At 58.7% G+C, this 24403-nt stretch carries 21 protein-coding genes and 3 tRNA genes; 13 read left to right on the top strand and 11 right to left on the bottom strand.

Annotation, left to right across the window (positions count from 1 at the left end; genetic code table 11):
• The first annotated feature begins 102 nt into the window (after positions 1–102).
• The 5 genes from ACXPUX_RS01065 (at position 103) to ACXPUX_RS01045 (ending at position 2892) form a co-directional block, all read left to right on the top strand.
• Positions 103–573 carry an RrF2 family transcriptional regulator gene (locus ACXPUX_RS01065; protein WP_458829374.1) on the top strand — a complete coding sequence of 157 codons (471 nt, stop codon included), beginning with the start codon at positions 103–105 and terminating at the stop codon, positions 571–573.
• Positions 574–640: 67 nt separating this feature from the next.
• Positions 641–716 (top strand) — tRNA-Trp (locus ACXPUX_RS01060).
• Between the two features lie 579 nt (positions 717–1295).
• A tRNA-Asp gene (locus ACXPUX_RS01055) sits at positions 1296–1372 on the top strand.
• A gap of 3 nt (positions 1373–1375) precedes the next feature.
• Positions 1376–1451, top strand: a tRNA-Thr gene (locus tag ACXPUX_RS01050).
• Positions 1452–1674: 223 nt separating this feature from the next.
• Positions 1675–2892 carry an iron-containing alcohol dehydrogenase gene (locus ACXPUX_RS01045; protein WP_458829372.1) on the top strand — a complete coding sequence of 406 codons (1218 nt, stop codon included), beginning with the start codon at positions 1675–1677 and terminating at the stop codon, positions 2890–2892.
• 89 nt (positions 2893–2981) lie between these two features.
• Here the strand turns inward: ACXPUX_RS01045 and ACXPUX_RS01040 are convergent, their stop codons facing one another.
• The 10 genes from ACXPUX_RS01040 to ACXPUX_RS00995 form a co-directional block, all read right to left on the bottom strand.
• Positions 2982–3878 carry an IS3 family transposase gene (locus tag ACXPUX_RS01040; RefSeq protein ID WP_173016548.1) on the bottom strand — a complete coding sequence of 299 codons (897 nt, stop codon included), beginning with the start codon at positions 3876–3878 and terminating at the stop codon, positions 2982–2984.
• Positions 3827–4183, bottom strand: a complete 357-nt coding sequence (locus tag ACXPUX_RS01035; protein WP_173016547.1) for a helix-turn-helix domain-containing protein — start codon at positions 4181–4183, stop codon at positions 3827–3829. Before ACXPUX_RS01035 ends, ACXPUX_RS01040 begins: the two co-directional genes overlap by 52 nt.
• Positions 4184–4439: 256 nt before the next feature.
• Complete coding sequence (gene cysS, locus ACXPUX_RS01030; RefSeq protein WP_458829370.1) at positions 4440–5837, bottom strand: cysteine--tRNA ligase; 1398 nt, start codon at positions 5835–5837, stop codon at positions 4440–4442.
• Positions 5838–6342: 505 nt separating this feature from the next.
• Entirely contained in the window at positions 6343–7095 is a 753-nt protein-coding gene (gene pflA, locus ACXPUX_RS01025) for a pyruvate formate-lyase-activating protein (protein WP_097785378.1), read from the bottom strand.
• Positions 7082–9334, bottom strand: a complete 2253-nt coding sequence (pflB, locus tag ACXPUX_RS01020) for a formate C-acetyltransferase (RefSeq protein WP_458829367.1) — start codon at positions 9332–9334, stop codon at positions 7082–7084. Before pflB ends, pflA begins: the two co-directional genes overlap by 14 nt.
• Before the next feature lie 579 nt (positions 9335–9913).
• The gene (locus tag ACXPUX_RS01015) at positions 9914–10372 is read right to left on the bottom strand and encodes a hypothetical protein (protein ID WP_458829365.1); all 459 of its coding nucleotides are present in this window, start codon (positions 10370–10372) and stop codon (positions 9914–9916) included.
• Between the two features lie 4 nt (positions 10373–10376).
• On the bottom strand, positions 10377–11414 hold the full coding sequence (locus tag ACXPUX_RS01010) for a lysylphosphatidylglycerol synthase transmembrane domain-containing protein (protein ID WP_458829363.1): 1038 nt from the start codon (positions 11412–11414) through the stop codon (positions 10377–10379).
• Between the two features lie 439 nt (positions 11415–11853).
• Complete coding sequence (locus tag ACXPUX_RS01005; RefSeq protein WP_458829361.1) at positions 11854–13458, bottom strand: glycosyltransferase family 4 protein; 1605 nt, start codon at positions 13456–13458, stop codon at positions 11854–11856.
• Between the two features lie 34 nt (positions 13459–13492).
• Positions 13493–14287 carry a hypothetical protein gene (locus tag ACXPUX_RS01000; RefSeq protein WP_458829359.1) on the bottom strand — a complete coding sequence of 265 codons (795 nt, stop codon included), beginning with the start codon at positions 14285–14287 and terminating at the stop codon, positions 13493–13495.
• A gap of 65 nt (positions 14288–14352) precedes the next feature.
• The gene (locus ACXPUX_RS00995; protein ID WP_458829357.1) at positions 14353–15468 is read right to left on the bottom strand and encodes an acyltransferase family protein; all 1116 of its coding nucleotides are present in this window, start codon (positions 15466–15468) and stop codon (positions 14353–14355) included.
• A gap of 372 nt (positions 15469–15840) precedes the next feature.
• On the opposite strand from ACXPUX_RS00995, the gene ACXPUX_RS00990 reads away from it, so the two are divergent.
• The 4 genes from ACXPUX_RS00990 (at position 15841) to ACXPUX_RS00975 (ending at position 20084) form a co-directional block, all read left to right on the top strand.
• The gene (locus tag ACXPUX_RS00990) at positions 15841–17316 is read left to right on the top strand and encodes a class I adenylate-forming enzyme family protein (RefSeq protein ID WP_458829355.1); all 1476 of its coding nucleotides are present in this window, start codon (positions 15841–15843) and stop codon (positions 17314–17316) included.
• Positions 17317–17343: 27 nt separating this feature from the next.
• A complete protein-coding gene (locus ACXPUX_RS00985) occupies positions 17344–17586 on the top strand; it encodes an acyl carrier protein (RefSeq protein ID WP_005922973.1) in 243 nt (80 codons plus the stop codon).
• 6 nt (positions 17587–17592) lie between these two features.
• The gene (locus tag ACXPUX_RS00980; RefSeq protein WP_458829354.1) at positions 17593–18801 is read left to right on the top strand and encodes a hypothetical protein; all 1209 of its coding nucleotides are present in this window, start codon (positions 17593–17595) and stop codon (positions 18799–18801) included.
• A 143-nt stretch (positions 18802–18944) separates the two neighbouring features.
• Positions 18945–20084 carry an MFS transporter gene (locus tag ACXPUX_RS00975; protein WP_458829352.1) on the top strand — a complete coding sequence of 380 codons (1140 nt, stop codon included), beginning with the start codon at positions 18945–18947 and terminating at the stop codon, positions 20082–20084.
• Between the two features lie 399 nt (positions 20085–20483).
• Here the strand turns inward: ACXPUX_RS00975 and ACXPUX_RS00970 are convergent, their stop codons facing one another.
• Positions 20484–21113 (bottom strand): epoxyqueuosine reductase QueH, encoded by a 630-nt coding sequence (locus tag ACXPUX_RS00970; protein WP_458829350.1) that lies wholly within the window; start codon positions 21111–21113, stop codon positions 20484–20486.
• 66 nt (positions 21114–21179) lie between these two features.
• Here ACXPUX_RS00970 and ACXPUX_RS00965 point away from each other — a divergent pair, with 66 nt between their 5' ends.
• The 4 genes from ACXPUX_RS00965 to ACXPUX_RS00950 all read left to right on the top strand — a co-directional run bounded on the left by ACXPUX_RS00965 (position 21180) and on the right by ACXPUX_RS00950 (position 24352).
• Positions 21180–21404, top strand: a complete 225-nt coding sequence (locus ACXPUX_RS00965; RefSeq protein WP_458829348.1) for a DUF896 domain-containing protein — start codon at positions 21180–21182, stop codon at positions 21402–21404.
• A 150-nt stretch (positions 21405–21554) separates the two neighbouring features.
• Positions 21555–22349 carry an NAD(P)-dependent oxidoreductase gene (locus ACXPUX_RS00960; RefSeq protein WP_458829346.1) on the top strand — a complete coding sequence of 265 codons (795 nt, stop codon included), beginning with the start codon at positions 21555–21557 and terminating at the stop codon, positions 22347–22349.
• Complete coding sequence (locus ACXPUX_RS00955; RefSeq protein WP_112090894.1) at positions 22346–22939, top strand: dipicolinate synthase subunit B; 594 nt, start codon at positions 22346–22348, stop codon at positions 22937–22939. The genes ACXPUX_RS00960 and ACXPUX_RS00955 overlap by 4 nt, the downstream gene beginning before the upstream one ends.
• Before the next feature lie 81 nt (positions 22940–23020).
• Positions 23021–24352, top strand: a complete 1332-nt coding sequence (locus ACXPUX_RS00950) for a D-alanyl-D-alanine carboxypeptidase family protein (RefSeq protein WP_458829345.1) — start codon at positions 23021–23023, stop codon at positions 24350–24352.
• The last annotated feature ends 51 nt before the right edge of the window (positions 24353–24403 follow it).

The raw sequence follows: 24403 nt of genomic DNA, 5'->3' as shown, positions 1-24403 counted from the left end.
CATCCTATGATAACAGACCTTTTTTGTTTGCACAAGAGGTTTCTCCTTTGCAAAATCCGAGTAACGTGCTATACTATAAACTGCAACAAGGAGAGGACGACCATGAAATTTTCCACCAAGAGCCGCTACGCCCTGCGCCTGATGGCGGAGCTGGCGCGCTATGCGCCGGGCACCACCGTCAGCCTGAAGGAGATCAGCGAGCGGCAGAACCTGAGCCTGAAATATCTGGAGCAGATCGTCACCCCGCTGGCGCGGGTGGGGCTGGTCAAGAGCGAGCGGGGCAGTCAGGGCGGCTACCGCCTGACAAAGGACCCCGCCGGCTACACCGCCGGCGAGATCCTGCGCGCCATCGAGGGCAGCGTAGCGCCCATTCCGTGCCTTGGCAGTGTGACCAACGAGTGCCCCATGTCTGAGCAGTGCTTCACCCTGCCGTTCTGGGCCGGGCTGGACGAGGTGATCAACCAGTATATCGACAGCGTTACGCTGGAACAGTTGGCAAGCCAGCTGCCCGCACCGGATTCTGACGCACAGGAGAACTGCTGCAGCTGCGGCGGTGCGAAAAATGAGAAATAAGTAAAAATAAGGCTTGACATTCCCCTTTGCATCGGCTATAATAATCAAGCATTCAGCGAATGTATATAGGGGTATAGCTCAGCTGGTAGAGCAGCGGTCTCCAAAACCGCGTGCCGTGAGTTCGAAACTTACTACCCCTGCCATGACGCACAGGTTCTTCGGAGCTTGTGCGTTTTGTTTTTGAACCCTCTCAGGCGCTCCCGCGCCAGATTCCCCCTTTTGTCCCCTACGGTGACATCTTCCCCCGGAGCGGGGGAAGTCTTTCCTCTCAGGGAGAGCCAAGCCGTAAAGTTTGGCACTAAAGCATTAGGCGCAATGAGAAAGTTTTCGGCAGTGCTCTTGCCTCTCCCTTTGGGAGAGGTGGCATCGCGCAGCGATGACGGAGAGGGCGCACGCCGTTAGCCTTATTTTTAAAGTATCAAACGCAATGAGAAAATTTCCCACCATGCCAAAGGATCCCTCCCAGAGGGAGCTGTCAAAACCGTCAGGTTTTGACTGAGGGAGTTCGTTCTAAACCCCTCCCGTGAAAATGCGTTTGGAGCGCTCCGCAGAGCGCGACAAACGCGAAATTTAAAATCGTCCCAGCTCCTCCAAACAGCCCACCTTTACCGCTTTTGCAAAAAATTGCATTTTCCGCAAATTTGTGCTTGACAACAGACCGACTTTCCGATATAATAGAGCACGTTCCCGCGGTAAGACGCCGCACGAACTTGAGCGATCATGGCCCGGTAGCTCAGTTGGTTAGAGCACCAGCCTGTCACGCTGGGGGTCGTCGGTTCGAGCCCGATCCGGGTCGCCATTTGCTGCTATAGCTCAGTTGGTAGAGCGCATCCTTGGTAAGGATGAGGTCTCCAGTTCGAATCTGGATAGCAGCTCCAAAGGCAGACACCTCGAAGTCTTAGGACTTCGGGGTGTTTTTTTGCGCTTTTTCAGGGCAGGGGAGCTGTTGCATCCTACTGCTTGTGAAAACCGCCCAAAATAGAACGACTTTTTCTCCCGGTACGTCAATTGAAGCTGCCTCCAAATTGTTATATAATTAACATAATGATGAAATATGGCACAGCGCTGCGTGTGCCGTGATAATTTTGGAGGTTTTGTATTATGGCTCGTTTTACTCTGCCCCGTGATCTGTACCATGGCAAGGGCGCTCTGGAAGCGCTGAAGTCCTTCACTGGCAAAAAGGCAATGATCTGTGTCGGCGGCGGCTCCATGAAGCGTTTCGGCTTCCTGAACCGTGCCGTGGAGTACCTGAAGGAAGCCGGCATGGAAGTGGAACTGTTCGAGGGCATCGAACCCGATCCTTCCGTGGAGACCGTCATGCGCGGTGCCGAGGCCATGCTGAAGTTTGAGCCCGACTGGATCATCGCCATGGGCGGCGGCTCTCCCATCGATGCAGCCAAGGCCATGTGGATCAAGTACGAGTACCCCGAGATCACCTTTGAGGAGATGTGCAAGGTGTTCGGCATCCCGCCGCTGCGCCGCAAGGCACACTTCTGCGCCATTTCCTCCACCTCCGGCACTGCTACCGAGGTGACCGCCTTCTCCATCATTACCGACTACCAGAAAGGCATCAAGTACCCCATCGCGGACTTCGAGATCACCCCGGACGTGGCCATCGTTGACCCCGATCTGGCTGAGACCATGCCCAAGAAGCTGGTTGCCCACACCGGTATGGACGCTATGACCCATGCCGTGGAGGCTTACGTTTCCACCGCACACTGCGACTACACCGATCCGCTGGCCATTTTTGCCATCCGCATGATCCAGGGTGATCTGGTGGACAGCTACAATGGCGATATGTCTAAGCGCGACTCCATGCACAACGCACAGTGCCTTGCCGGTATGGCCTTCTCCAACGCACTGCTGGGCATCGTGCACTCCATGGCACACAAGACCGGCGCTGCCTTTGCAGACTACGGTGCACACATCATCCACGGCGCTGCCAACGCCATGTACCTGCCCAAGGTCATCGCCTTCAACGCCAAGGACCCCGAGGCCAAGAAGCGCTACGGCGTCATCGCAGACGAGATGAAGCTGGGCGGCGCAAACGATGACGAGAAGGTCAAGCTGCTCATCGAGTACCTGCGCGGCATGAACGATGCGCTGAACATCCCCCACTGCATCCAGCACTACGGCCCGGACTCCTACCCCACTGAGCAGGGCTTTGTGCCGGAGAATGTGTTCCTCGAGCGTCTGCCCGAGATCGCCAAGAATGCCATCGCCGACGCCTGCACCGGCTCCAACCCCCGCCAGCCCAGTCAGGAGGAGATGGAGAAGCTGCTCAAGTGCTGCTACTACGACACCGAGGTGGATTTCTAATCCGTCCTTTCTTCGTTACACCTCCCCTAGCGCCAAAAGCCCCGCAGAGCACAACTGAAATGAACCCCAAAAGTTAGACAAAAATTGAATTAAGCAGCTCCAACGGTCTGAATCCTGTACTGTACAGGGCTCAGACCGTTTAGTTTTAATTTGATTCGGCGATTGTTGTAATAGTCGATGTAATCGACAATAGCCTTTTCGAGCTGGTCAATGGAATCAAATTTTTCCAGATAGAACAGCTCCGTCTTGAGCAGTCCGAAGAAGTTCTCGGCAACAGCATTGTCCAGACAAGTGGCTTTCCGAGACATACTTTGCGTAATTCCTTTTGCTTTCAGTAGATTCTGGTAGGACTTCATCTGGTATTGCCAGCCCTGATCCGAATGCAGAATCAGATTGTCAACCTTGTCCGGCAGCTTTTGAAAAGCACCTTCCAGCATATCCGTGATTTGCTTAAAGTTCGGATGGCGGCTCAGATTGTAGCTAACAACTTCGCCATTGAACAAATCAAGAATTGGAGACAGGTAGAGTTTCTGGTCGTTCACTTTGAACTCGGTAACATCTGTGACCCATTTCCGATTCGGCTGGTTTGTCTTGAAATGCCGTTCCAGCAGGTTTGGAGCTACTTCTCCAACTTCGCCTTTGTAAGAACTGTACTTCCTTTTTGCACGAACCTGACAGACTAAACCAAGCTGCTTCATAAGTTTCCGAACCGTCTTGTGGTTCACACAAATATCGTTGTTATGCAGTTCTTTTGTGATTCTGCGGTATCCGTATCGTTTTTTGTTCTCGTTGAAGATTATAACAATCTGTTCCTTTACCATTTGGTATTTGGCAGGATTCTGAGACTGGTGCAGATAGTAGTAGAACGTGCTGCGAGGAAGTCCGGCAAGTTGCAGCAGTGCTTTCAGAGGGTATTTCTGCCTTAGTTCCTGAACTACTTGTGCTTTCTGTTTTGGCGTTCCTCTTCCAGCACCAAGGCATTCAATTTTTTTAAGTAGTCGATTTCCATCCGAAGTCGCTGATTTTCTGCAATAAGATCTTCTTCTACTTGCTTATCCAGCTTTGGCTTCCGACCTTTCTGCGTCCCACTGGCGGCACAGGCTCGTCCTCGACGCTCTAACAGAAGCGCTTCTTCTCCTTCCTCCCAATAAATGCGCTCCCAGTCCCTGAGTGTACGGTCCGAAATGCCATATTCTCTGGACGCTCCCTTAAAGCTCAGGTTTTCTCTGTGGATTCGTTTAATGATTTCTACCTTCTGCGTTCCGTTGTACTTTCGTTGTCCCTTTGGCATACAAAAACACCCCATTTCCTAAACAGTATACCATACTGTCTAACAAATGGGGTGCAGTTCAAACGCCCTGCGGGGCTTTTGCCGTTTATGTGGGACGATTTGAAATGCCCGCCGCGTGCGCTCCAACCGTAAAAAAGGGGTTCAGAAACGCCCGCAGGCGTTTCTGAACCCCAAATTTTAAAATAGTTTTCCTTGAATGATGGTCAGAGCAGCGCGGAGGCCATTCAAAATGGTCCTCCTACCAGCTGAGCAAAGCTTACAGCTTGCTCAGCTGGGGACCCTGTGCGGTATCCTTGACAGCCCAGCCCAGTTCGGTCAGCTGTGCGCGGATGGCGTCGGCAGTGGCCCAGTCCTTGGCCTTCTTGGCGGCAGCGCGCTTCTCCACCAGCTCGGTCACCTCGGCGGGCACCTCGTCCTTCTTGCGGTTGTACAGCAGACCCAGCACACCGGTGATCTCGTCAAAGGCGGCGGCAGCGATCTCCAGCGCAGCCTTGCTGGAAGCAGCAGACAGGGTGTTGATCTCCTTGACCAGATCGAACACGGCAGCCAGCGCATCCGGGGTGTTCAGGTCGTCATCCATGGCGGTGCAGAACTTGGTGCGTGCCTCGGCAGCCTTTTCCTTCAGGGTCTCGTCGGTGCCAAAGTCGGTCTTGCTCAGGGCAAAGTCCAGATTCTCGCGGCAGGTGTACAGGCGCTCCAGACTGTTCTTGCAGCTCTCGATGAGGTCCACAGTGTAGTTCAGGGGCATCCGGTAGCCGGCGGTCAGCATGAAGTAGCGGATGGGCTCGTAGCCGTAAAGGTTTGCCACATCCCGCACGGTAAAGAAGTTGTGCAGGCTCTTGGACATCTTCTGATTGTCCACGTTGATGAAGCCATTGTGCATCCAGTAGCGGGCAAAGGTGCAGCCGTTGGCGCACTCGCTCTGGGCGATCTCGTTCTCGTGGTGAGGGAAGATCAAATCCTGACCGCCGCAGTGCAGGTCGATGGTCTTGCCCAGATGGGTGCGGCTCATGGCGCTGCACTCAATGTGCCAGCCCGGACGGCCCATGCCGTAGGGACTTTCCCATGCGGGCTCACCGGGCTTTGCTGCCTTCCAGACGGCAAAGTCGGCGGGGTCCTCCTTCAGATCGTCCTCCATGCGGCTGCGCAGCTCGCGGTTGCCGCTTTCCAGATCGTCCAGATTCAGGTGGCTCAGCTTGCCGTAGCCGGGGTCGCTCTTCACGCGGAAGTACACATCGCCGTTCTTGGCAACGTAGGCATGGCCGGAGTCGATCAGATCCTTCACGATGTCCAGGATCTGCTGGATATGCTCGGTGGCCCGGGGCTGGACGGTGGGCTTTTTGCAGTTCAGACCGGCGGCATCCTTCAGGTACTCGGCCTCAAAGTGCTGTGCAACCTCCTTCATGGAGGTGCCCTCTTCCTGTCCCTTCTGGATGAGTTTATCGTCGATATCGGTGATGTTGGAAACATAGATCACCTTGTTGCCCCGGTATTCCAGATAGCGGCGCAGAGTGTCGAACACGATCAGCGGGCGTGCGTTGCCAATGTGGATATAGTTGTACACGGTGGGGCCGCAGACGTAGATGCGGTACTCGCCGGGCACCTGCGGCACAAATTCTTCCTTCTGTCGGGTCAGGGTGTTGAAGATCTGCATGGTCAATTCTCCTTTTTGTTCCAAACAGAAGCCGCAAAACAAAACGCCCCCGGAGCGGTGCACAAGGCACAACTCCGAAGGCGGTTTTAAAATCAAAATCGCGGTTCCACTTCTGTTTGTCGCTCAAAGCCGGTAACGGCGGCACACCGCACGGCGATACTTCCCCGCAGGGGTTCCCGCCGCGTGCTGTCCGGGCGCACTTTGCGCAGCGGTCTGCAAACAGGCTTCCAGCCAGTGTCCTGTTCTCTCTGCGCAGACGGTGTGCGGCGCTACTCTGCCCGGATAAACGCATTTATCCTTTTACCCCTTTATTATAGCGGTGCCGCACAGGGAAGTCAAGGAGGAACAAAGAACGATTCAGAATGCCCTCCGCGTTGCTTTGGGCATCTTCAGCGGAAGAATTATTCTGAATTTCGGGATATCGGAACGCCTGCGGGCGTTCCGATATCCCATTTTCACGGGAAGGGCGCAGAGCGAAGCGGAGCGCAATCAAAATCGTCTGGCTTTACCCGGGATACCGGTTCACTTCCAGCAGTTCTTCTGCCCGCTTTACCTGCTCTGCGGTGGGCGGCACAGCGTCCGGCAGGGGGTAGGGGATGCCCAGCTTCTGCCACTTGAACAGCCCCAAGGTGTGGTAGGGCAGCACCTCCACCCGCTGCACCGTTTTCAGGCTGCGGATGAAGTCTGCTGTTTTGCGCAGCCCCTCCTCGTCATCGGTCAGACCGGGCACAAGGACGTGCCGCACCCACAGCGGGATGCCGAGGTCGGAGATGTGCCGCGCCATGGCAAGAATGTTGGCGTTGTCCTTGCCGGTGAGCTGCCGGTGACGCTCCGGGTCGATCTCCTTAAGATCTAAGATCACCAGACTGGTGTTAGCCATCAGGCGGTCGAATGCGGCAAGATAGGCCGGGTCGTCCGGGCGGAAGGGCTGCCCGGCGGTGTCCAGCGCCGTGTGCACGCCCTTGGCACGTGCCAGCGTGAAGAACTCAGTCAAAAAGTCCATCTGCCGCAGCGGCTCGCCGCCGCTGACCGTAATGCCGCCCTTTTTGCCCCAGTAGTTGCGGTAGCGGTATACCCGCTGGAACAGCGCTTCCGCCGTCCACGCCTCGCCGCCCTCTGCCCATGTTTCGGGGTTGTGGCAGTACTTGCACCGCAGGGCACACCCCTGCAAAAACACCACAAAGCGCACGCCGGGGCCGTCCACAGAGCCGAAGGATTCCAGCGAGTGGACGTACCCAAGGGTCTTACAGAGCGCCATGGCAGGTACGGGCCAGCACGTCCAGCTGCTGCTCACGGGTCAGGTCGATGAACTTGACGGCGTAGCCGGAAACGCGGATGGTGAAGTTGGCGTACTCTTCCTTCTCGGGGTGCTCCATGGCGTCCAGCAGCTTCTCCTTGCCAAAGACGTTCACGTTCAGGTGGTGTGCGCCCTGATCGAAGTAGCCGTCCAGCACCTGCACCAGATTCTCCACGCGCTCGCCCTCGCTGTGACCCAGTGCCTCGGGGTTGATGGTCTGGGTGTTGGAGATGCCGTCCAGTGCCCAGTGGTAGGGCAGCTTTGCCACGGAATTCAGCGAAGCCAGCAGGCCGTTCTGCTCTGCGCCGTAGCTGGGGGTAGCGCCGGGTGCAAACGGGGTGAAGGCGGCGCGGCCGTCCGGCAGAGCGCCGGTATACTTGCCGTACACCACGTTGGAGGTGATGGTCAGGATGGAGGTGGTAGCTTCGGAGTTGCGGTAGGTGTGGCGCTTCTTGATCATCTCAAGGAAGGTCTTGAGCAGCCACACGCCGATCTCATCGGCGCGGTCGTCATCGTTGCCGTACTTGGGGAAGTCGCCCTCGGTCTCAAAGCCGGTGGCAAGGCCGTTTTCATCGCGCACCACCTTCACCTTGGCGTACTTGATGGCGCTCAGGGAGTCGATGACGTGGGAGAAGCCTGCAATGCCGGTGGCAAAGGTGCGGCGCACATCGGTGTCGATGAGTGCCATCTCGGCTTCCTCGTAGTAGTACTTGTCGTGCATATACTGGATGAGGTTCAGCACGTTGACGTACAGCCCGGCCAGCCAGTCCAGCATCTGCACATACTTGGGCAGCACCTCGTCATAGGTCAGGTACTCGCTGGTGATGGGGGCGTAATTGGGGCCGCACTGCTCGTGGCTCTTCTCGTCCACGCCGCCGTTGATGGCGTACAGCAGGCACTTGGCAAGGTTGGCGCGTGCGCCGAAGAACTGCATCTCCTTGCCGGTCTGGGTGGCAGACACGCAGCAGCAGATGGAGTAATCATCGCCCCAGACGGGCTTCATCACATCGTCGTTCTCGTACTGGACGCTGCTGGTGTTGATGGACACCTTGGCGGCGTACTTCTTAAAGGCCTCCGGCAGGGCAGAGGAGTACAGCACGGTCAGGTTGGGCTCCGGTGCGGGGCCCATATTTTCCAGCGTGTGCAGGAAGCGGTAGCAGTTCTTGGTAACCATGCTGCGGCCGTCCATGCCGATGCCGCCCACCTCCAGCGTCGCCCACACGGGGTCGCCGGAGAACAGCTGGTTGTAGCTGGGGATGCGGGCAAACTTGACCATGCGGAACTTCATGACCATGTGGTCGATGAGCTCCTGTGCCTGACTTTCGGTCAGGATGCCCTTGTCCAGATCGCGCTGGATATAAATGTCAAGGAAGGTGGAGATGCGGCCCACGCTCATGGCGGCGCCGTTCTGGGTCTTGATGGCGGCCAGATAGCCGAAGTACAGCCACTGGCAGGCCTCCTTGGCGTCCTTGGCGGGCTGGGAGATGTCGTAGCCGTAGGCCTCGGCCATCTTCTTCATGCCCTTCAGGGCGCTGATCTGGCGGGCGATCTCCTCGCGCAGGCGGATGACGTCATCGGTCATGGTGCCGTCGCCGCAGTTGGCAAGATCCTCCTGCTTGAACTGGATCAGGGCGTCGATGCCGTACAGGGCAACACGGCGGTAGTCGCCCACGATGCGGCCGCGGCCGTAGGTGTCCGGCAGACCGGTGATGATGTGGGTGTGGCGTGCCTTCTTCATCTCCGGGGTGTAGGCATCGAACACAGCCTGATTGTGGGTGCGGGTGTAGTCGGTAAAGATCTTGTGCAGCTCGGCAGAGGGCTGGTAGCCGTAGGTGGTGCAGGCCTGCTCTGCCATCTTGATGCCGCCGTAGGGCATAAAGGCGCGCTTGAGGGGCTTGTCGGTCTGCAAGCCCACGATCTGCTCCAGATCCTTCAGGTTTTCGTCAATATAGCCGGGGCCGTAGGAGGTCAGGCTGCTGACCACCTCGGTCTCCATATCCAGCACGCCGCCCTTGGCGCGCTCAGCCTTTTGCAGCTGCTGCAAAGCACCCCAAAGCTTATCGGTAGCCTCGGTGGGGCCAGCCAGAAAGCTTTCGTCGCCGTCATACGGGGTGTAGTTTTTCTGGATGAAGTCACGCACATTGACTTCTTCCTTCCAGATGCGGCCTTCAAAGCCTTCCCACTGTTCAAACTGGATCATTGGAACCTCCTTGCTCCATTACACGGTTAGCATTTTCTAACTAATGAGCCTTTGAAAAACCGCTCTGTCTGGGCGGCTTTCTGGGGGCGAAACGGTCTTGCGCTGCCGTCTGCGGCAGCCCTTACTACAAGGTGTAGACAAAAATAAAAACCTGCCCACAAAATCTTGCGTTACTATAATAGCAAGAACCGTTTTAAAAAGCAATAGAAAACAAGTGGGTTTTCTTCCAGCGGAAAGGCTGTTCTTTGGGCAGAATGTAGAAAAACGGCAGAAACTCCGGTGGCGCGGCAACTTTGCGAAAAAATTTGCAAATTAAGGGTTGACAAGACTAACCGTCTGTGGTATCCTGTTCTCGCAGCGGCGGTTAGCTAATTCTAACCACGTTGCACCAGAAAAAAGGAGCGTCTGCAAGCGCTCCGCTCCATTCCTCCATTCCTTTCTCTTTTCTACGGGAAGCAGCAGCACGGTTTGCTCTGCTGCTTCCGGCGCGGCACCGGCTGTGTTTGGTACCACAGCCGATGCAAAGAAAACAAAAACGGGACGTGCAGCTTGACCACCTGCACGCCCCGATTTTTGTTTTTACTTCCCCAGCCCCGCCAGCTGTTCATACAGCTGCGCTGCGCCGCCGCCGGGGTATTTTACGCTGACAAAGGCGCTGTTCAGGATGCACACGCCGTCGGAGTACACCGTCAGCAGAAACTTCTGGTTTTCGGCATCGTCATAAAAGCTGACGGTGACCGACTGCACCGGAAAGGTGGTGTGGGTGTAGGAAGAGTATTTCTGGTTCAGTTTTTTGCGGCAGGAGACGGTGGAAAGCAGCTCTGCCGTTTGCTGGAACTCTTCGCTGTCCATGGAGAGGAGGTGATAGTCCATGTCGTTTGTGCTGCCAAAATGCGCCACTTCCTCGGTGCGGAGCGTGCCCTGCGAGCTGGCGCGTACCAGTGCCTTCAGGTCGATGGGACGGTACAGCACTGCAAAAGCTGCCAGTGCAAACAGGATAAAAAATAAAGCGGTGCGGGGAATGTGGAAGCTTTTCATCTGCTCACCCCTCCTTTGGCGGCTCCATTTGGGACAGATGCCGCTGGGCGATGAAGAAGCCTACGGCGCTGGCGGCAAATACTACATAATAGCTGGCGATGCGGTAGAGCATCAGCACGCTCATCACCTCGCCCCGTTCCAGAAAGCTGCCGAACACCAGCAGAAAGGCGGTCTCAATAGAACCCATCCCGGCTACATTGGGCAGGGCGTTGGAGACGAAGAGCATCAGGCTGGTGAGCAGCTGCACCTGCCAGAAGCCCAGCGGCGAAAGCCCCATGAACCGGATGCACAGGTAGGGCAGGCAGAACAGCCCGAACAGCTTGAGCGCCTGCAGCGCAAAAATTTTCAGGCAGCGGGGCTTATCCACCAGCAGGCGGCGGCTCTCGGTGCCCAGCACTTCCAGCTGCTCCAGCCAGTCGGCGCGGCGCTGCTGCCACTTTTCGGTCTTGGGCAGAAAGCCCAGCAGCCAGCGGGCGAGGTTCTGCACCAGCGGCGAGACGCACAGCAGCACCAGCGCCACGATAACTACCGCTACCACAGCGTATGCCATGGGCAGGTAGCGCATGACACCGGTGGTGTTGGCGGCAAGCCAGCGGCGCTGTAACAGCAGCATCACGGTGGCGTACAAAAGCACCGTGCTCTTGTGGAAAACGTATTCCAGCGTCATCAGCCCCGCGCCGGGGCCCAGCGGCAGCCCGGCCTTGTGCAGGTAGTACAGCTGCACCGGCACAGCACCGGCACCCAGCGTGACCACGTTGCCAAAGGTGCCGCACCAGCCCACGTCCAGCCCCTGCCGCAGCTTGAACTGCGGCAGACGGCTGCGCACGATGACCCACGCCACGCACCCTTCCAGCAGGGGGTAACTGAGGCCGACGGCCAGCACCGCCAGCACCTGCCACACCGACAGCTGCGCCAGCGCCGTGGTGATCTCGGCCCAGTGATCCTTAAAAGTGAACACGATGATGCAGGTAAGTGCCAGCAGCACCAGCAGAGAGATCACGGTCTTTTTGCGGGAGGGCTGCTGCGCGGCGGCTTGGCTCATGGAAATAAAACTCCTTTCACAACCGGAAATTCTGGAACCAGTATAGCACATCTCCCGCCGCCCTTTGTGAACGGAAGCGGAACTTTGTTTTGCAATTTGGGGGATTTGATAAAATGAGAATGTGCTGCGGAGAACTTTCTCATTGCTGCTGATATCATATACAATATGGTCAACAGTTTGCGCCCTCTCAGTCACCTGCGGTGACAGCTCTCCCAAAGGGAGAGCCAAGAGCACTGCCGGAAACTTTCTCATTACACTTAAAACTTCAGTAACGAACTTAACGGCTTGGCTCCCCCTTTGAGAAAAGACTTCCCCCGCTCCGGGGGAAGATGTCACCGTAGGTGACAAAAGGGGGAATCTGGCGCGGGAGCGCCTGAGAGGGCAAACCTTCTAAAAAATAATGCCGGGCAGCGTGCGGCTGTCCGGCATTGTTTTTCAATTATTCTTCCCCGTCCGTCAGCTCTTTTACCAGCCTTGTCAGGGTGGCTACATAGGATTCGTTGGAGAACTGTTGTTCATACAGGCGGCGGCAGCTGTCGTGCATGGCAGCCAGCGCCTCCGGGTGCTCGATGGCCCATGTCAGCTTGTCGGCAAGCTGCTGCGGGTCGTCGTCTTTGTAGAGGAAACCATCCACGCCCTCGGTCACCAGTCCGGCGGTGCCGGTGTGCTCCGATACGATGGAGGGCTTGCCGAAGATCAGACCCTCGGTGACGAAGGTGGGCATGGGGTCATCCCGGGAGGCACACACCACGCAGTTGCACTGCTCCATCAGGGATTTGACCTCCGGGCGTTCTAACCGTTTACGGTAGAAAACGGTCTGGGGGTAGTCCCGCACCAGACTGTCCACGGCATTGTACATCCCCTTGTCGGCGGCTTTGCCCACAAAGAGGAAGGCGGCTTTCTCCCGCACCGCAGAGGGCAGCAGCCGGATGGCGTTGCAGAAGATATCCGGCCCCTTGCGGTGCTCCAGCGAGCCTACCGTTACAAAGAGGGGACGCCCACCGGCAAAGCTGATGTCATAGCGGGGAAACTGCTCGGCGGCGTAGTCCGGCAGACCGTAGATCAGCTGCTCGATTTCAAAATCCGGCCGGACGGAGTGCATGGCGGCGGTGGCGTGGGAGCCTACGGCGCAGACGTGGATATTTTTGCCCAGCGCCTTGGGGATGCTGTGAGAGATGAAGGGGTAGCCCGCAAAGGCATCGTGCAGCCACCACAGCACCGGCACAAAGGAGCCGTTCAGGGTGTTCACCACCGGCGCTTCTACCACCGTATTGGCCAGCACAAGGTCTGCGCTGGTGGCCAGCCCCCACAGGGCACTGGAAGTAACGCAGTCCGGGCGGGTGACCACGGCGGCTCCGGCATCCAGAAACAGCGGCAGCGAGCCTTCGTCCGCCGGCCCCAGCACCACCACCTCAAAGCCTAAGCTGCGCAGCACCGGTACGGCGCTTACCAGCACGATGGGCGCGCCGGTCATGGTCAGCTCGTGGCTCAGGATCAGCGCACGGCGTCCCTTGGCGGAGAACACGTCGTCGGCGCACAGCTCCCGGCGGAAGTGCAGCAGTGCCTGCGGGATGCGGCAGCTGTGCTGCGCCATGGAATGGGCCAGACGCAGCAGCTCGGTAACGCTGTCCTTGCCACGGGCGGCGGCGCGCACTTCGTCCAGTAATGCGCGGGACACCAGTGCGCAGCGGCTGCCGGGCAGGTGCTGGGTGCTCAGGTACAGGGCGGTAGCGCCGTCAAAGCCAAAGGAGGCGTCGCAGATCGCAAGGTCTGCGCCCTCCCGCAGGGCAGCGGCAAAATAGGTCAGGGCGGTGGGGGTGCACTCCACATCCTCGCTTGCCAGCAGCACCCCGGCCACAGCGGGGGTCAGCTCGTCCTCCAGCTGTGTCACCAGACGGAACTTGCGGTGCAGCTGGTTTTGCAGCGCCGTTTCCAGCGCCTTGTGACGCCCCGGCGCGTAGACCAGAAGATAGGTGCTCTGGGTATCGGTATAGACCTGCTTGGACAATTGCTTGCGCTGCAGGGTACTGTAACTGGTGTACATGATCCAACTCCTCCGGGCAGAATATCGGGCGGGCTCAGTGGCCGCGCAGCAGGGTCAGCAGCCTGCGCAGCGGGGCGGTCAGCCGCCAGCTGCTGCTGGCGCGCATATTTTCCAGCGAGACCTGATATTCGTGCTGGATGCCCTGCAAGGTCAGCAGCTGCTGATTCAGCCGCATACACTCGGCGCGGCTGGCCTGCAATACCTCGTCTGCTTCCTGTGCGGCGGTGGCGTTTTTCAGCTTCAGGTCGTTCAGCGCCCGCAACAGGGATTTGCCGGGCTGCTCGTGCAGAAAACGTCCCAGCGGGTAGTAGTGATAGTTCACCGCAAACTTCATGCCGGCACCAAAGCCGGTGGTGCAGTGCAGCGAGAGGTTGGGGTCTACGTCCAAAAACAGCAGGCTGTCCTCCTGCAATACAAGGCCGTTGACCGGCTGAAAGCTGATGCGCTCGTCCGAGATGGCAAGGTCGGTGATGCAGCAGGCCAGCTCGCCCGGGTCCAGCCGGACGGCGCGGGCGTCCTCCGGCAGAATAAAGGTGACCGACACCTCGTGGGTCAGCTCGTTGTAGACATCCTCGGTGGCGACAAGGCATTCCCGGGGCGAAAAGCCGCTGCCGGTGTCGTAGAACAGCTGCGGCAGGGTAAGGGTGATGTTCTCGGCTTCGGCGCTGTGCCTGGAAAGCTCGGTCTGGCAGGTCAGCAGCTGCTGTTCCAGCTCCAGACACCGCTGCGCCAGCCGGGAAACACCCTCGTCCGAAAGCTTGAGCTGCTGCTCCAGCTCGGCAATGTGTGCCTGCATGGCAGCAGGGGTCACGGGGGCATCGTGGTTCATAACGGGATCCTCCTCTTCCTTATCCTAAGATCGGCTGCGCCGCCGCAGCCGGAACATTCAGAATATCAGTGCCGTGGGGTGTAGTGTACCTGCGGGGTGTGCCGCCGGGCGGGGAACAGCTTGATGATCAGGTCCCGCCGCCGCTGCAGCAGGGCGCAGATCAGCCAGATGGAGCCCAGCGAAAGGACATATTGCAGACAGATGCCCAAAACAGGGCGGTCGGCGTATTTCGCCGCGAACAGATACCACGGAATAGCGGTAAGCTCCACCGTATGTATGCAGAAGATGTACAGGGAGCGGCGGCCAATGGCCTCAAAAAAGCTCACCAGCGCATTCCGGTGCCGGTTCAAGCGCAGAAACAGCCGGACGAACAGCAGCCCGGCAAGGCCGTCCAGCAGGATGCTGATGGGACCCATCGTCCACTCTGCCATGGACACACAGTCGGTGCTGCCGGTGGCAAAGGCGGCCACCGGGATCAGCAGCACGGCTGCCCACAGGATGCAGGACATCCGGCGGGACAAGGGCTGATCCAGCCAGTGCTGACGCTTGGCAAGGTAGCCAAGGTACAGGTACGGCGTGATCACCGCGCCTTGGATCAGGCAGAAGGGCAGCTCCCATACAAGGCTGGCACCCCAGCCCAGCAGGGCGCAGCCGCCCACCGCCCATGGAATGTACCGCTCCGGGAAGATGTTCAGGATAACGTCCAGTGCAATCCAGCCCATCAGCAGCGCCAGCAGGTACCACATGGGCCCACAGGAAAAGAACTCCTGCCCGAAGTAGGTGGCGGTGTGGGGCAACCCCAGCAGAAAGCCGCCCGCCACCTTGATGCTCTCGGTCAGGGAGCCGGGCAGATAGTGAAAGGTATTATAATGAATGATAAAATGCAGCACCGTGGTAAAGACCGCAGTGTAGCAAAAGGGCTTGAGCAGGCTTTTGAGCTGCTGGTGGATGCACTTGCCGATGGAGCGCTTGCGGAAGCCGTAGCCGCTGGCGATAAAAAAGGCCGCCATCAGCGTTTCGCGGTAGACAAAGACCAAAAAGGCGGTCAGCGACAGGCCGTTCGACAACTGAAGCGGATAAAGCTCCGCAGTGTGCCCCAGCACGATGGCCAGCATCCCTGCGCCCTTGAGCATATCAAACATCCCGATGGAGCTGACAGTGCGGGGCTTGGTTGTTTCCATGAAAGATTCCTTCCCTGCGCCGGGCCAATACCCCTCAAGAAAAAAGCCGGATACGGCGCAAATGATCAATTTTTATACAGCATTGTCATGATATATGGCTAGTATAATGCTTTTTATAGAGACTGTCAATTTTGTTTTGCAGTCTGCACCATACCGGAACTGGTATTTTGCGCTAAAAATTGTAGCACGAAAACCGGCGGATTGCAACGAAAGGTAGAATTTGGCCGGGGCGTGTCCCGAGATACGCAATTGAAAGTTGTCAAAGTGAGAAATTAAATGTTGCGGAAGTATTGCATTGCACTGGAAGATATTGTATACTGGGCACAGTGCGATGCACCGTTGCATGAAAGGACAACGTGGGAGGAAAAAGCAATGATGAAGGTAAAAGTATTGGACAACGTTTATGATCTGGTCACCCTGAATATGGAACAGCGTTTTTCGGAGCGTGTGGCGCTCCGTTTTTATGATAAGGAGACGGACACAGTGACCGCAGTCCATTATAAGGATTATGCGCGGGACATCCGCCGTGCGGTCAGCTACTTCCAAAGCACTATCCCGGATATCAAGGGTAAAAAGATCTGCCTGCTGAATAAAAACAGCTACGAATACGCCGTGAACACCTTCGGCATCATTCTGGCGGGCGGTGTGCTGGTACTGCTCAACCAGCACAAGAGCTGGGACGAGCTGTCCTACGAGCTGGAGCTGGTGGAACCCGCCGCCATCCTGACCGATGGTGACGACTACGGCACCAAGGAGCAGCTGGAAGCCGCCTACGGCAGCATCATGCGCCCGATGGACGGCTTCCGCGCTTATGAGCCGGTGGCAGAAATGCCCCGCTGCATCGGCCACGATGACCTGATGGTGCTGATGTTCACCTCCGGCACCACCGGACGCAGCAAGGGCGTGATGCTGAGCGAGCGCAACTTCTTCAGCGTCATGCGCGCCCATGTGCAGATCGGTGAGCACATGATGGAGTATAAGCACGACCCGGAGCTTGTGGTCAGCCAGTACACGGTGCTGCCCATGTTCCATCTGGGCGCGTTCATCTGCCTGTTCTCGTGGGCGCACGCGGGCTGGGCGCTGAACATCAGCGGCGATATCCGCAACTTCTACAAGGAGATCCAGCGGATGCCCAGTCAGGTCATGGCGGTGGTGCCGGTGATCATGAACTCCCTGCACAAGGACGTAATGCGCGGCCGCAAGGAGCGCTTGGGCGAGCTGTGGGTGCCCATCTGCTCCTCTGCCATGTTTGACCCGCAGGTGATGCTGGATATGGCCACCAACGGGATGCTCGTGGTGCAGACCTACGGCGCTACCGAGACCTGCGGCGATGGCATCATCAACTATGCACAGGATGCAAAGCACATCGGCGCTGTGGGACAGGGCAACGATTATCTGGATTACAAGCTCGAGCCGGACGGAGAGCTGTGCATCCGGGGCGACAGCATCATGCTGGGCTACTACAAGGATCCCGAGGCCACCGCTGCGGTCATCGACAAGGACGGCTGGTTCCACACCGGCGACCTTGCCCGGGTGGACGAGGACGGCTACTATTACATTACCGGCCGCAAGAAGAACCTGATCATTCTGAACAGCGGTGAGAACGTCAGCCCCGAGGAGCTGGAGGGCATGTTAGAAAAATGTCCCGCCGTACAGGAATGTATCGTAAAAGAACTGGGCAAAAAGATAGGTGTTGTGGTATACTGTGAAAAGGAGCACCAGCAGACCGTGCGTGACTTTGTTACCCAAGTGAACCGCACCATCCCGCTGTACAAGCGCATCGGTGTGGTGGAGTTCAGCGAAACGCCGCTGCCCCGCAACGCTGCGGGCAAGCTGGTGCGCAAGTAAAACGCAACAGAAAGGAAGCATAATACGATGGAACGTGCAGAAATCATTTCTCAGATCACGGCTATTCTGGAGGATGTCGCAGAGGTATCGCCGGAGGATGTGACCGAAAGCAGCGTCCTGATGGACGATCTGGATCTGTCCTCTATGGAGATTTTGACCATTGTGGCAGATCTTGAGGAGACCTTTGGCCTGCGCATCCCGGAAAAGGAGCTGCGCAACTTTGTCACCATGGGTGATCTGGTGGATTATCTGGCAGCAAACGTGGGGTAAAAACCAATGGAAACACAACAGCGCTCGACGGAATATAACTTTCAGGGAATCATGTACTTTTTCCGTCGGGAAAAGATCCAGTGCCGGTACCAGTTCTCGCTGCGGGATGCGGTGGATATCACCCTCTTGCAGCGAGCACTGACAGCGGCTTTGGCAAGTGCGCCTTATTATACGCAGCGTCTGGTGCAGGAAAAGCAGGAGATGTGGCTGGAGCCCAATACGGAGCCCTGCCTTGTGTACCCCGGCAGCACCATGCGCAATATCCCGGAACAGACGAACGGCTACCTGTTCTGCGTCAGCTGCGAAGGGGATACCGTCTACTTTGACTGGCATCACTTCCTGCTGGACGGCCACGGGGTATCGCCCCTGTTCACCAGCATTCTGGAGCAGTACTGCAACCTGCGTTACGGCACGGCCTTTGCGGTGCAGCAGATCGTGTGCGACCCGCCCTATGATATGGAGGCTATGCTGGCAGAGCACCCGCCCGTGGAGGGCGGGTGCGATGCCATCCAGCGGGACGTGGTGCAGACTTATGAGGGTGCGCTGCGCCGCACCCGGGTGTGCCTGAGCAAGCAGAGCCTTGTGGAAAAAGCGCTGGCAAACAACGCAAAGCCGGTAAGCGCCCTGATGGGGCTGTTGTGCATGGCCATGCGGGAGTATCTGGGTAAGGAGAAGATCCAGTATTCCTACTCCTCCGATACCCGCGATGTGGCTGGTGTGCCGAATGCGCTGTACAACTGCGTGTGCTCCTTCCAGCATGAGGTACAGCTGCAGCCGCAGACCCGCCTTGCAGATTTTGTGGGAGATATTGATGCAGATATCAAGCAGGACTTGCAGCCGCAGTCCAAGCGCCGCCGTATGACCGAGCAGATGGGCTGGGTGTACAAGGTGGATCAGCAAAAAGCGCCCCTGCGCATCAAGCAGCGGGTGTTCCAGATGGGCGAGTACATCGGCGGCACCATTTCAGATTTCTGGCTCAGCTATCTGGGTAATCCGCTGATGCCCGCCACCCCGGAGCTGGCACAGTACACCACGGATTTTGGCGTCTGGGTACCGCCGGAGGGCGCATCTGTGGGCGTGGAAGCCGCCAGCCTGAACGGAAAGATCATCCTGTGCATCCACAACAAGGCACCCAACCCGGGTCTGGCCGAAACTCTCCGCAAGACCTTTGAAAACGAAGGTGTTGCGGTGCTGGAAGCCGAAGATCTGGACTGAGAAATACATATTGTAAAAGCAAAAGGCTGCCGCACGTTTTTGTGCAGTGGCTTTTTTGCTGCTTTTTGTAAGAAAATCCGGTTGCAAAGCTGCGAAAAAATGGTTAAATAGAGAAAGGATATTTCCGCAAGGAGAGGAACACCATGGAACAACAGAACACGCGCCTGCGCAATGCGGGCTTTGCAACCTTTTTCTTCAGCGGCATCTGCTCCATCAGTGCGGGTGTGGTGGTCAGCCTGCTGCAGGAGCGCTACGGCTTTGCCTACGGCATGACCGGTACACTGCTCTCCCTGATGAGCGTGGGCAACCTGCTGGCAGGGCTGCTGATGGGCATGCTGCCCAGTGCGCTGGGCATGAAACGCAGTGTGCTGCTGCTGACCATCGGCTATGCGGCGGGCTACGCCGTCATGGGACTGACCGGCGCAGTGGCGCTGCTGGCAGCGGCCTTTTTTGTGGTGGGCATCGCCAAGGGCAGCGTGATCAATACCTGTACCATTCTGGTCAGCGATCATTCCGCCGACCGCACCCGGGGCATGAACCTGATGCACAGCTGCTACGCCTGCGGCGCACTGCTGTGCCCCTTCCTCATCGCGGCAGCAGCCCGGGTAAGCACCGAGCTGGCCGTCTTTCTGCTGGCGGCCATGGGCCTTTTGCTCTGGCTGGTATACGTCTTTACCCCGCTGCGCGGCGGCAAGAGCAAGGGCAATGCAGAGAAAGAGACCATCGACTGGAGCTTTCTGCGCTCTGCCCGCTTCTGGCTGCTGACCGGATTGCTCTTTTTCCAGAACGCCGCCGAGCAGAGTGTCAACGGCTGGATGGTGACCTACTTCAAGGACAGCGGCATCATTGCGGGCACGCTGGCGGCCTACACCGTCACCGTGATGTGGGGCGCTACGCTGGTGGGGCGTCTGCTCATTGCCTTTGTGTTCCCCTTAAAAAAGCCCCGCAAGGCCATGGTGGGCATGAGCGTGCTGTGCACCGTGTTCTATGTGCTGCTGGTCATGGCGCACACGCAGGGCGCAGCCATTGCGCTGCTGTTCGCCTTTGCCATCTCCATGTCCGGGCTGAACCCCACCGCCGTGGCCAGCGCGGGACGCATGACCAGCGTGACCAGCATGGGCATCATGCTGCCGGTGGCCTCCAGCGGTGCCATCCTGATGCCGTGGGTCATCGGCATGGTGGCCGAGCGTGCGGGGCTTGCCGCCGGTATGGCCTCCAACATCGTGCCCTGCGTGGGGCTGGTGGCCTTTACCATTCTGGTGGCAAGACTGCCGGAGGAATGATGTGCCGCTGCGCGGCAATGCCGGGGACGCCCTCTCAGGCGCTCCCGCGCCAGATTCCCCCTTTTGTCACCTACGGTGACATCTTCCCCCGGAGCGGGGGAAGTCTTTCCTCTCAGGGAGAGCCAAGCCGTAGAGCTCATCGCTAAAGTGTTAGGAGTAACGAAAAAGTTTCCGGCAGTGCTCTTGGCTCTCCCTTTGGGAGAGCTGGCATCGAGCAAAGCGAGATGACTGAGAGGGCGAGGCCGCTAAAGGCGGCAGCTGCTGTTCCCCTCTACGACTCCTCCTGTGAAAATGGGGTTCAGGAAAGTCCGCAGACTTTCCTGAACCCCGAAATTATAAATAATGATTCCGCTGATGATGCGCAAAGCGAACGCGGAGCGCATTTTAAATCGTTTTGCATTATCCCTCAATGCCTCTTGCTTTTGCGCTGAACTCGCAGCCGCAGTAGTCCTGCCGGTACAGGCCGTACTGCTCCGAAAGCTGCAGGCTGCGCAGGTAGCCGTTGTGCTTTTTGAAGTCCGAGGGCAGGTGCTTGACCCCGAACTCGGCTTCCAATTCCTGCCCGATGGCGTTGATGCGGGCGGCGTCCTTGTGGGGGCTGATGGACAGGGTGGTGGTGAACCAGTCAAAGCCATTGTCCCGGGCGTACTGCGCCGCGCGGCGCATCCGCAGCCGGTAGCAGACGGTGCAGCGGCTGCCGCGCTCCGGCTCGTTTTCCAGCCCGGCTACGGCGGTGTAGAACTGCTGCGGGTCGTAAGTGTCCTCCACCACGGTCACCCCCAGCGGGTGGGCGGCGGCTACGAACTTTTGCAGCTCCTCGCCCCGGCGGTGGTACTCTGCCGCAGGCCATGTGTTAGGGTTATAGTACAGCACCGTGATCTCAAAATACCGGCACAGCTGTTCCAGCACGGCACTGGAACAGGGGCCGCAGCAGGCGTGGAGCAAAAGCCGCGGGCGGGTATCGCCAAGGGTTGCCAGCACGGCGTCCATCTGCTGGGCATAGTTGCGTTGTGTTGCCATTGGTATCATCCTTTGCTATAATGGTCTTGCCTACATTATAGCATATTTTACGATGAAATACAGGAGGTTCCCCCCATGACGAAAGAAAAGATCGCCCGCATCAATGCGCTGGCCAAAAAGAGCAAGACCACCGGCCTGACCGAGGCCGAAAAAGCCGAGCAGCAGGCATTGCGGCAGGAGTATCTGGCCGACATCAAGGCCAGCCTGCGCAGCCAGCTGGAGCGCACGTCCATTCAGGAGCCGGACGGCACCATCCACAAGGTGACCCGCCGCACCGACCTGACCGGGGAGCGCAGCTGAGCGCGGAAGAATCGTTTGGATTTCGGGGCACAGAACCGTCTGCGGGCGTTTCTGTGCCCCATTTTTACAGGTGGTGCCGCAAGGCGTTCCCTCACGCATTTTTGCCCACTCGCATAGGATGGCGCACAGCGGAAAAGGGGAGATGACGGCATGAAGCAGACAAAGCGGTTTGCGGTGTTGGGCAGCGATGCCCGGCAGGCGGCGGCAGGGCGTGCACTGGCGCGGGCGGGGTATACGGTGGGCGGCGTGCAGCAGCTGCCGCAGGCAGACTACATCCTGCTGCCGCTCCCGCTGGAACAGGCCGGTCTGCCGCTGGCGCAGCTGCTGGGCGCGGCAAAGCCCGGCGCGCTGGCGCTGGGCGGCAAGGTGACGGACGGTGCAATTTCCATTGCCCGGGCGGCGGGGGTGGAGCTGGTGGATTACTTTGCCCGCCCGGAGCTGACCGTGTATAACGCCATCCCCACCGCCGAGGGCTGCATCGGTATTTTGCTGGAACGGCGCAGCCGTACCCTGTGGGGTGCAGCGGTGCTGGTGCTGGGCTTTGGCCCTGTGGGGCGGGCGCTTGCGGTACGTCTGGCAGCACTGGGCGCGCGGGTGACCGTGGCGGCACGCCGCCCGGTGCAGCGGGCGATGGCAGAGGAGCTTGGTCTGCGGGCGGTGCCGCTGACAGACCTTGCCGCCGCAGCGGCCGCCTTTGATACGGTGGTGAACACCATCCCCGCGCCGGTGCTGACGGCGGCAGTGCTGGCAGCGCTGCCAAAGAAAAGTCTGATCGTAGATCTGGCCTCAAAGCCCGGCGGCACAGACTTTGCCGCCGCCCGGCGGCTGGGGCACACGGCGCTGCACGCGCTGAGCCTGCCGACGGTCTGGGCGCCGGAAACGGCAGGGGAGGCGCTGGCGCGCACGGTACAGGCCATTTTGCAGGAGCGGGAGGGAACGATATGACCACAGAGAAAAAGGGCTGTCTTGCCTTTGCGGTGTGCGGCAGCTTTTGCACGCTGGAGGACGCCTTGGGCGCGGCGCAGGCACTGACGGCACAGGGCTGGACGCTGCTGCCCGTCATGAGTTTTGCCGCGCAGCAGGATACCCGGTTCGGCACCGGGGAAAGCTGGCGGCAGCGTTTACAGGCCGTTACCGGGCAGCCGGTGCTGGACACCCTGCAGGCGGTGGAGCCGCTGGGCCCCCGGCGGCTGGCACAGGCGCTGGTGGTCGCCCCCTGCACCGGTGCAACACTTGCGCGGCTGGCGGCGGGGCTTTCGGATACGCCGGTGACCCTTGCCGCCAAAAGCCTGCTGCGGGTGGGCAGCCCGGTGGTGCTGGCGGTCTCCACCAACGACGGCCTTGGCGCTTCCGGCGAAAACATGGCGCGGCTGTGCCAGCGCAAGCACTATTACTTTGTGCCCTACGGGCAGGACGACCCCTTTGCCAAGCCCCAGAGCCTGAAAGCAGACCTTGCCCTGCTGCCCGCCGCCGTGGACGCCGCTTTGCGGGGCGAGCAGCTGCAGCCGGTGCTGCTGGGGCAAAGGAATGCGTAAATCTCTTTTCAGCGGGGAAAAAATGTGGTATACTTCAAACGATGTCTTGCGGGCATAAAACTGACAAGCGGAGAATACCTGATGAAAAAATTTACCGCAGCACTGTGCACTGTGCTGCTTTTGATAGGCGCTGTGCTGGTGCCCGGCGCGGCAGCAGCCGGCCCGGCACTGGCCAATACCCGGGCATACTGCATCATGGATGCAGACACCGGCCTTGTGCTGGCGCAGCAGAATATGGACGAGGAACTGCACCCGGCCTCCATTACCAAGGTGATGACCCTCGGTCTTGCCTGCGAAAAGGCGCAGGGAGATTGGGACGATGTCAAGCTGACCGTGACCCACGAGGATGTCTACTCGCTGGCGGGCACGGATTCCAGCCATATCGCCCTGCTGGAAGGGGAAGAAGTCCCCTTGGTGGATGCGCTGTACGCCACCCAGATGGCCAGCGCCAATGACGGTGCCAACCTGCTGGCGGAGTATTTCGGCGGCGGCACCATCGCGGACGGCGTGGCGGCCATGAATGCACAGGTGGAGGAGCTGGGGCTTGCCCACACCCACTTTGCAAACCCCCACGGCATCAGCGATGAGGACCACTACACCAGCTGCTATGATATGGCGCAGATCCTGCGCTGGGCATTGCAGCAGCCGGGGTTTGAGGATGTGTTCACCCGCAACCAGATGTACACCATGCAGTCCACCAACATCCAGCCGGTGACCCGCTACTTCTCCCAGCAGGATAAGATCCGCATCGGCTCCAGCCGCTACCATATCGGCAGCGTGCTGGGCTCCAAGCTGGGCTACACCAACACCGCCCGGTACAGCTATGTCTGTCTGGCGGAGCAGGATGGGGTACGGCTGATCTGCGTGACCATGCAAAGTCAGCTGAGCACCGATAAATATAACGATATGCGCACCCTGCTGGACTACGCCTTTGCTACCTATAAAAGCTACACCCAGCTGCCTGGCGGCAGCGTCACCGCACAGCTGGCAGTGGCGGGCGGCGGGCAGAGCCTTGGCACTGTTACCGTAGCCGACCCCGGGGTGAAGCTGCTGCTGGCCGAGGGCTTATCCGCGCAGGACGTGACCGTGGACTTGGAGCTGCCGGAGCAGTATCTGCTGGGCGCAGAGCCCGCCGTGTATGCAGTGTACACCCTGAACGGCGGCGCAAAGCAGGAGAGTACCAGCGTGCGGGTAAAGGCCGAGATCACCGGTCTGGCGGATTTGCTGGAGCAGAGCACCGGCACAACGCTGGAAGCCGCCAAGGACGTGGAGCCGGGCAGCAGCGCATGGCTGCTGGCGGGCATCTCGATAGGCTGTACGGTAGGCGCAGCAGTGGTCACGGTGCTGGTGCTGCGGGTGCACGCACGTCTGAAAAAGCGCCGCAAAACGGCAAGACACCGCAACAAAGCGTAAAAGCCTGTTTTAAACCAGACTTTTCCAGATAAAGAAAAAGCTTTCAGAAAA

Source organism: Faecalibacterium sp. PGM34, from assembly GCF_054456555.1.
The sequence above is the reverse complement of the archived record's forward strand: the minus strand, read 5'-3'. Positions and strand labels throughout refer to the sequence as shown.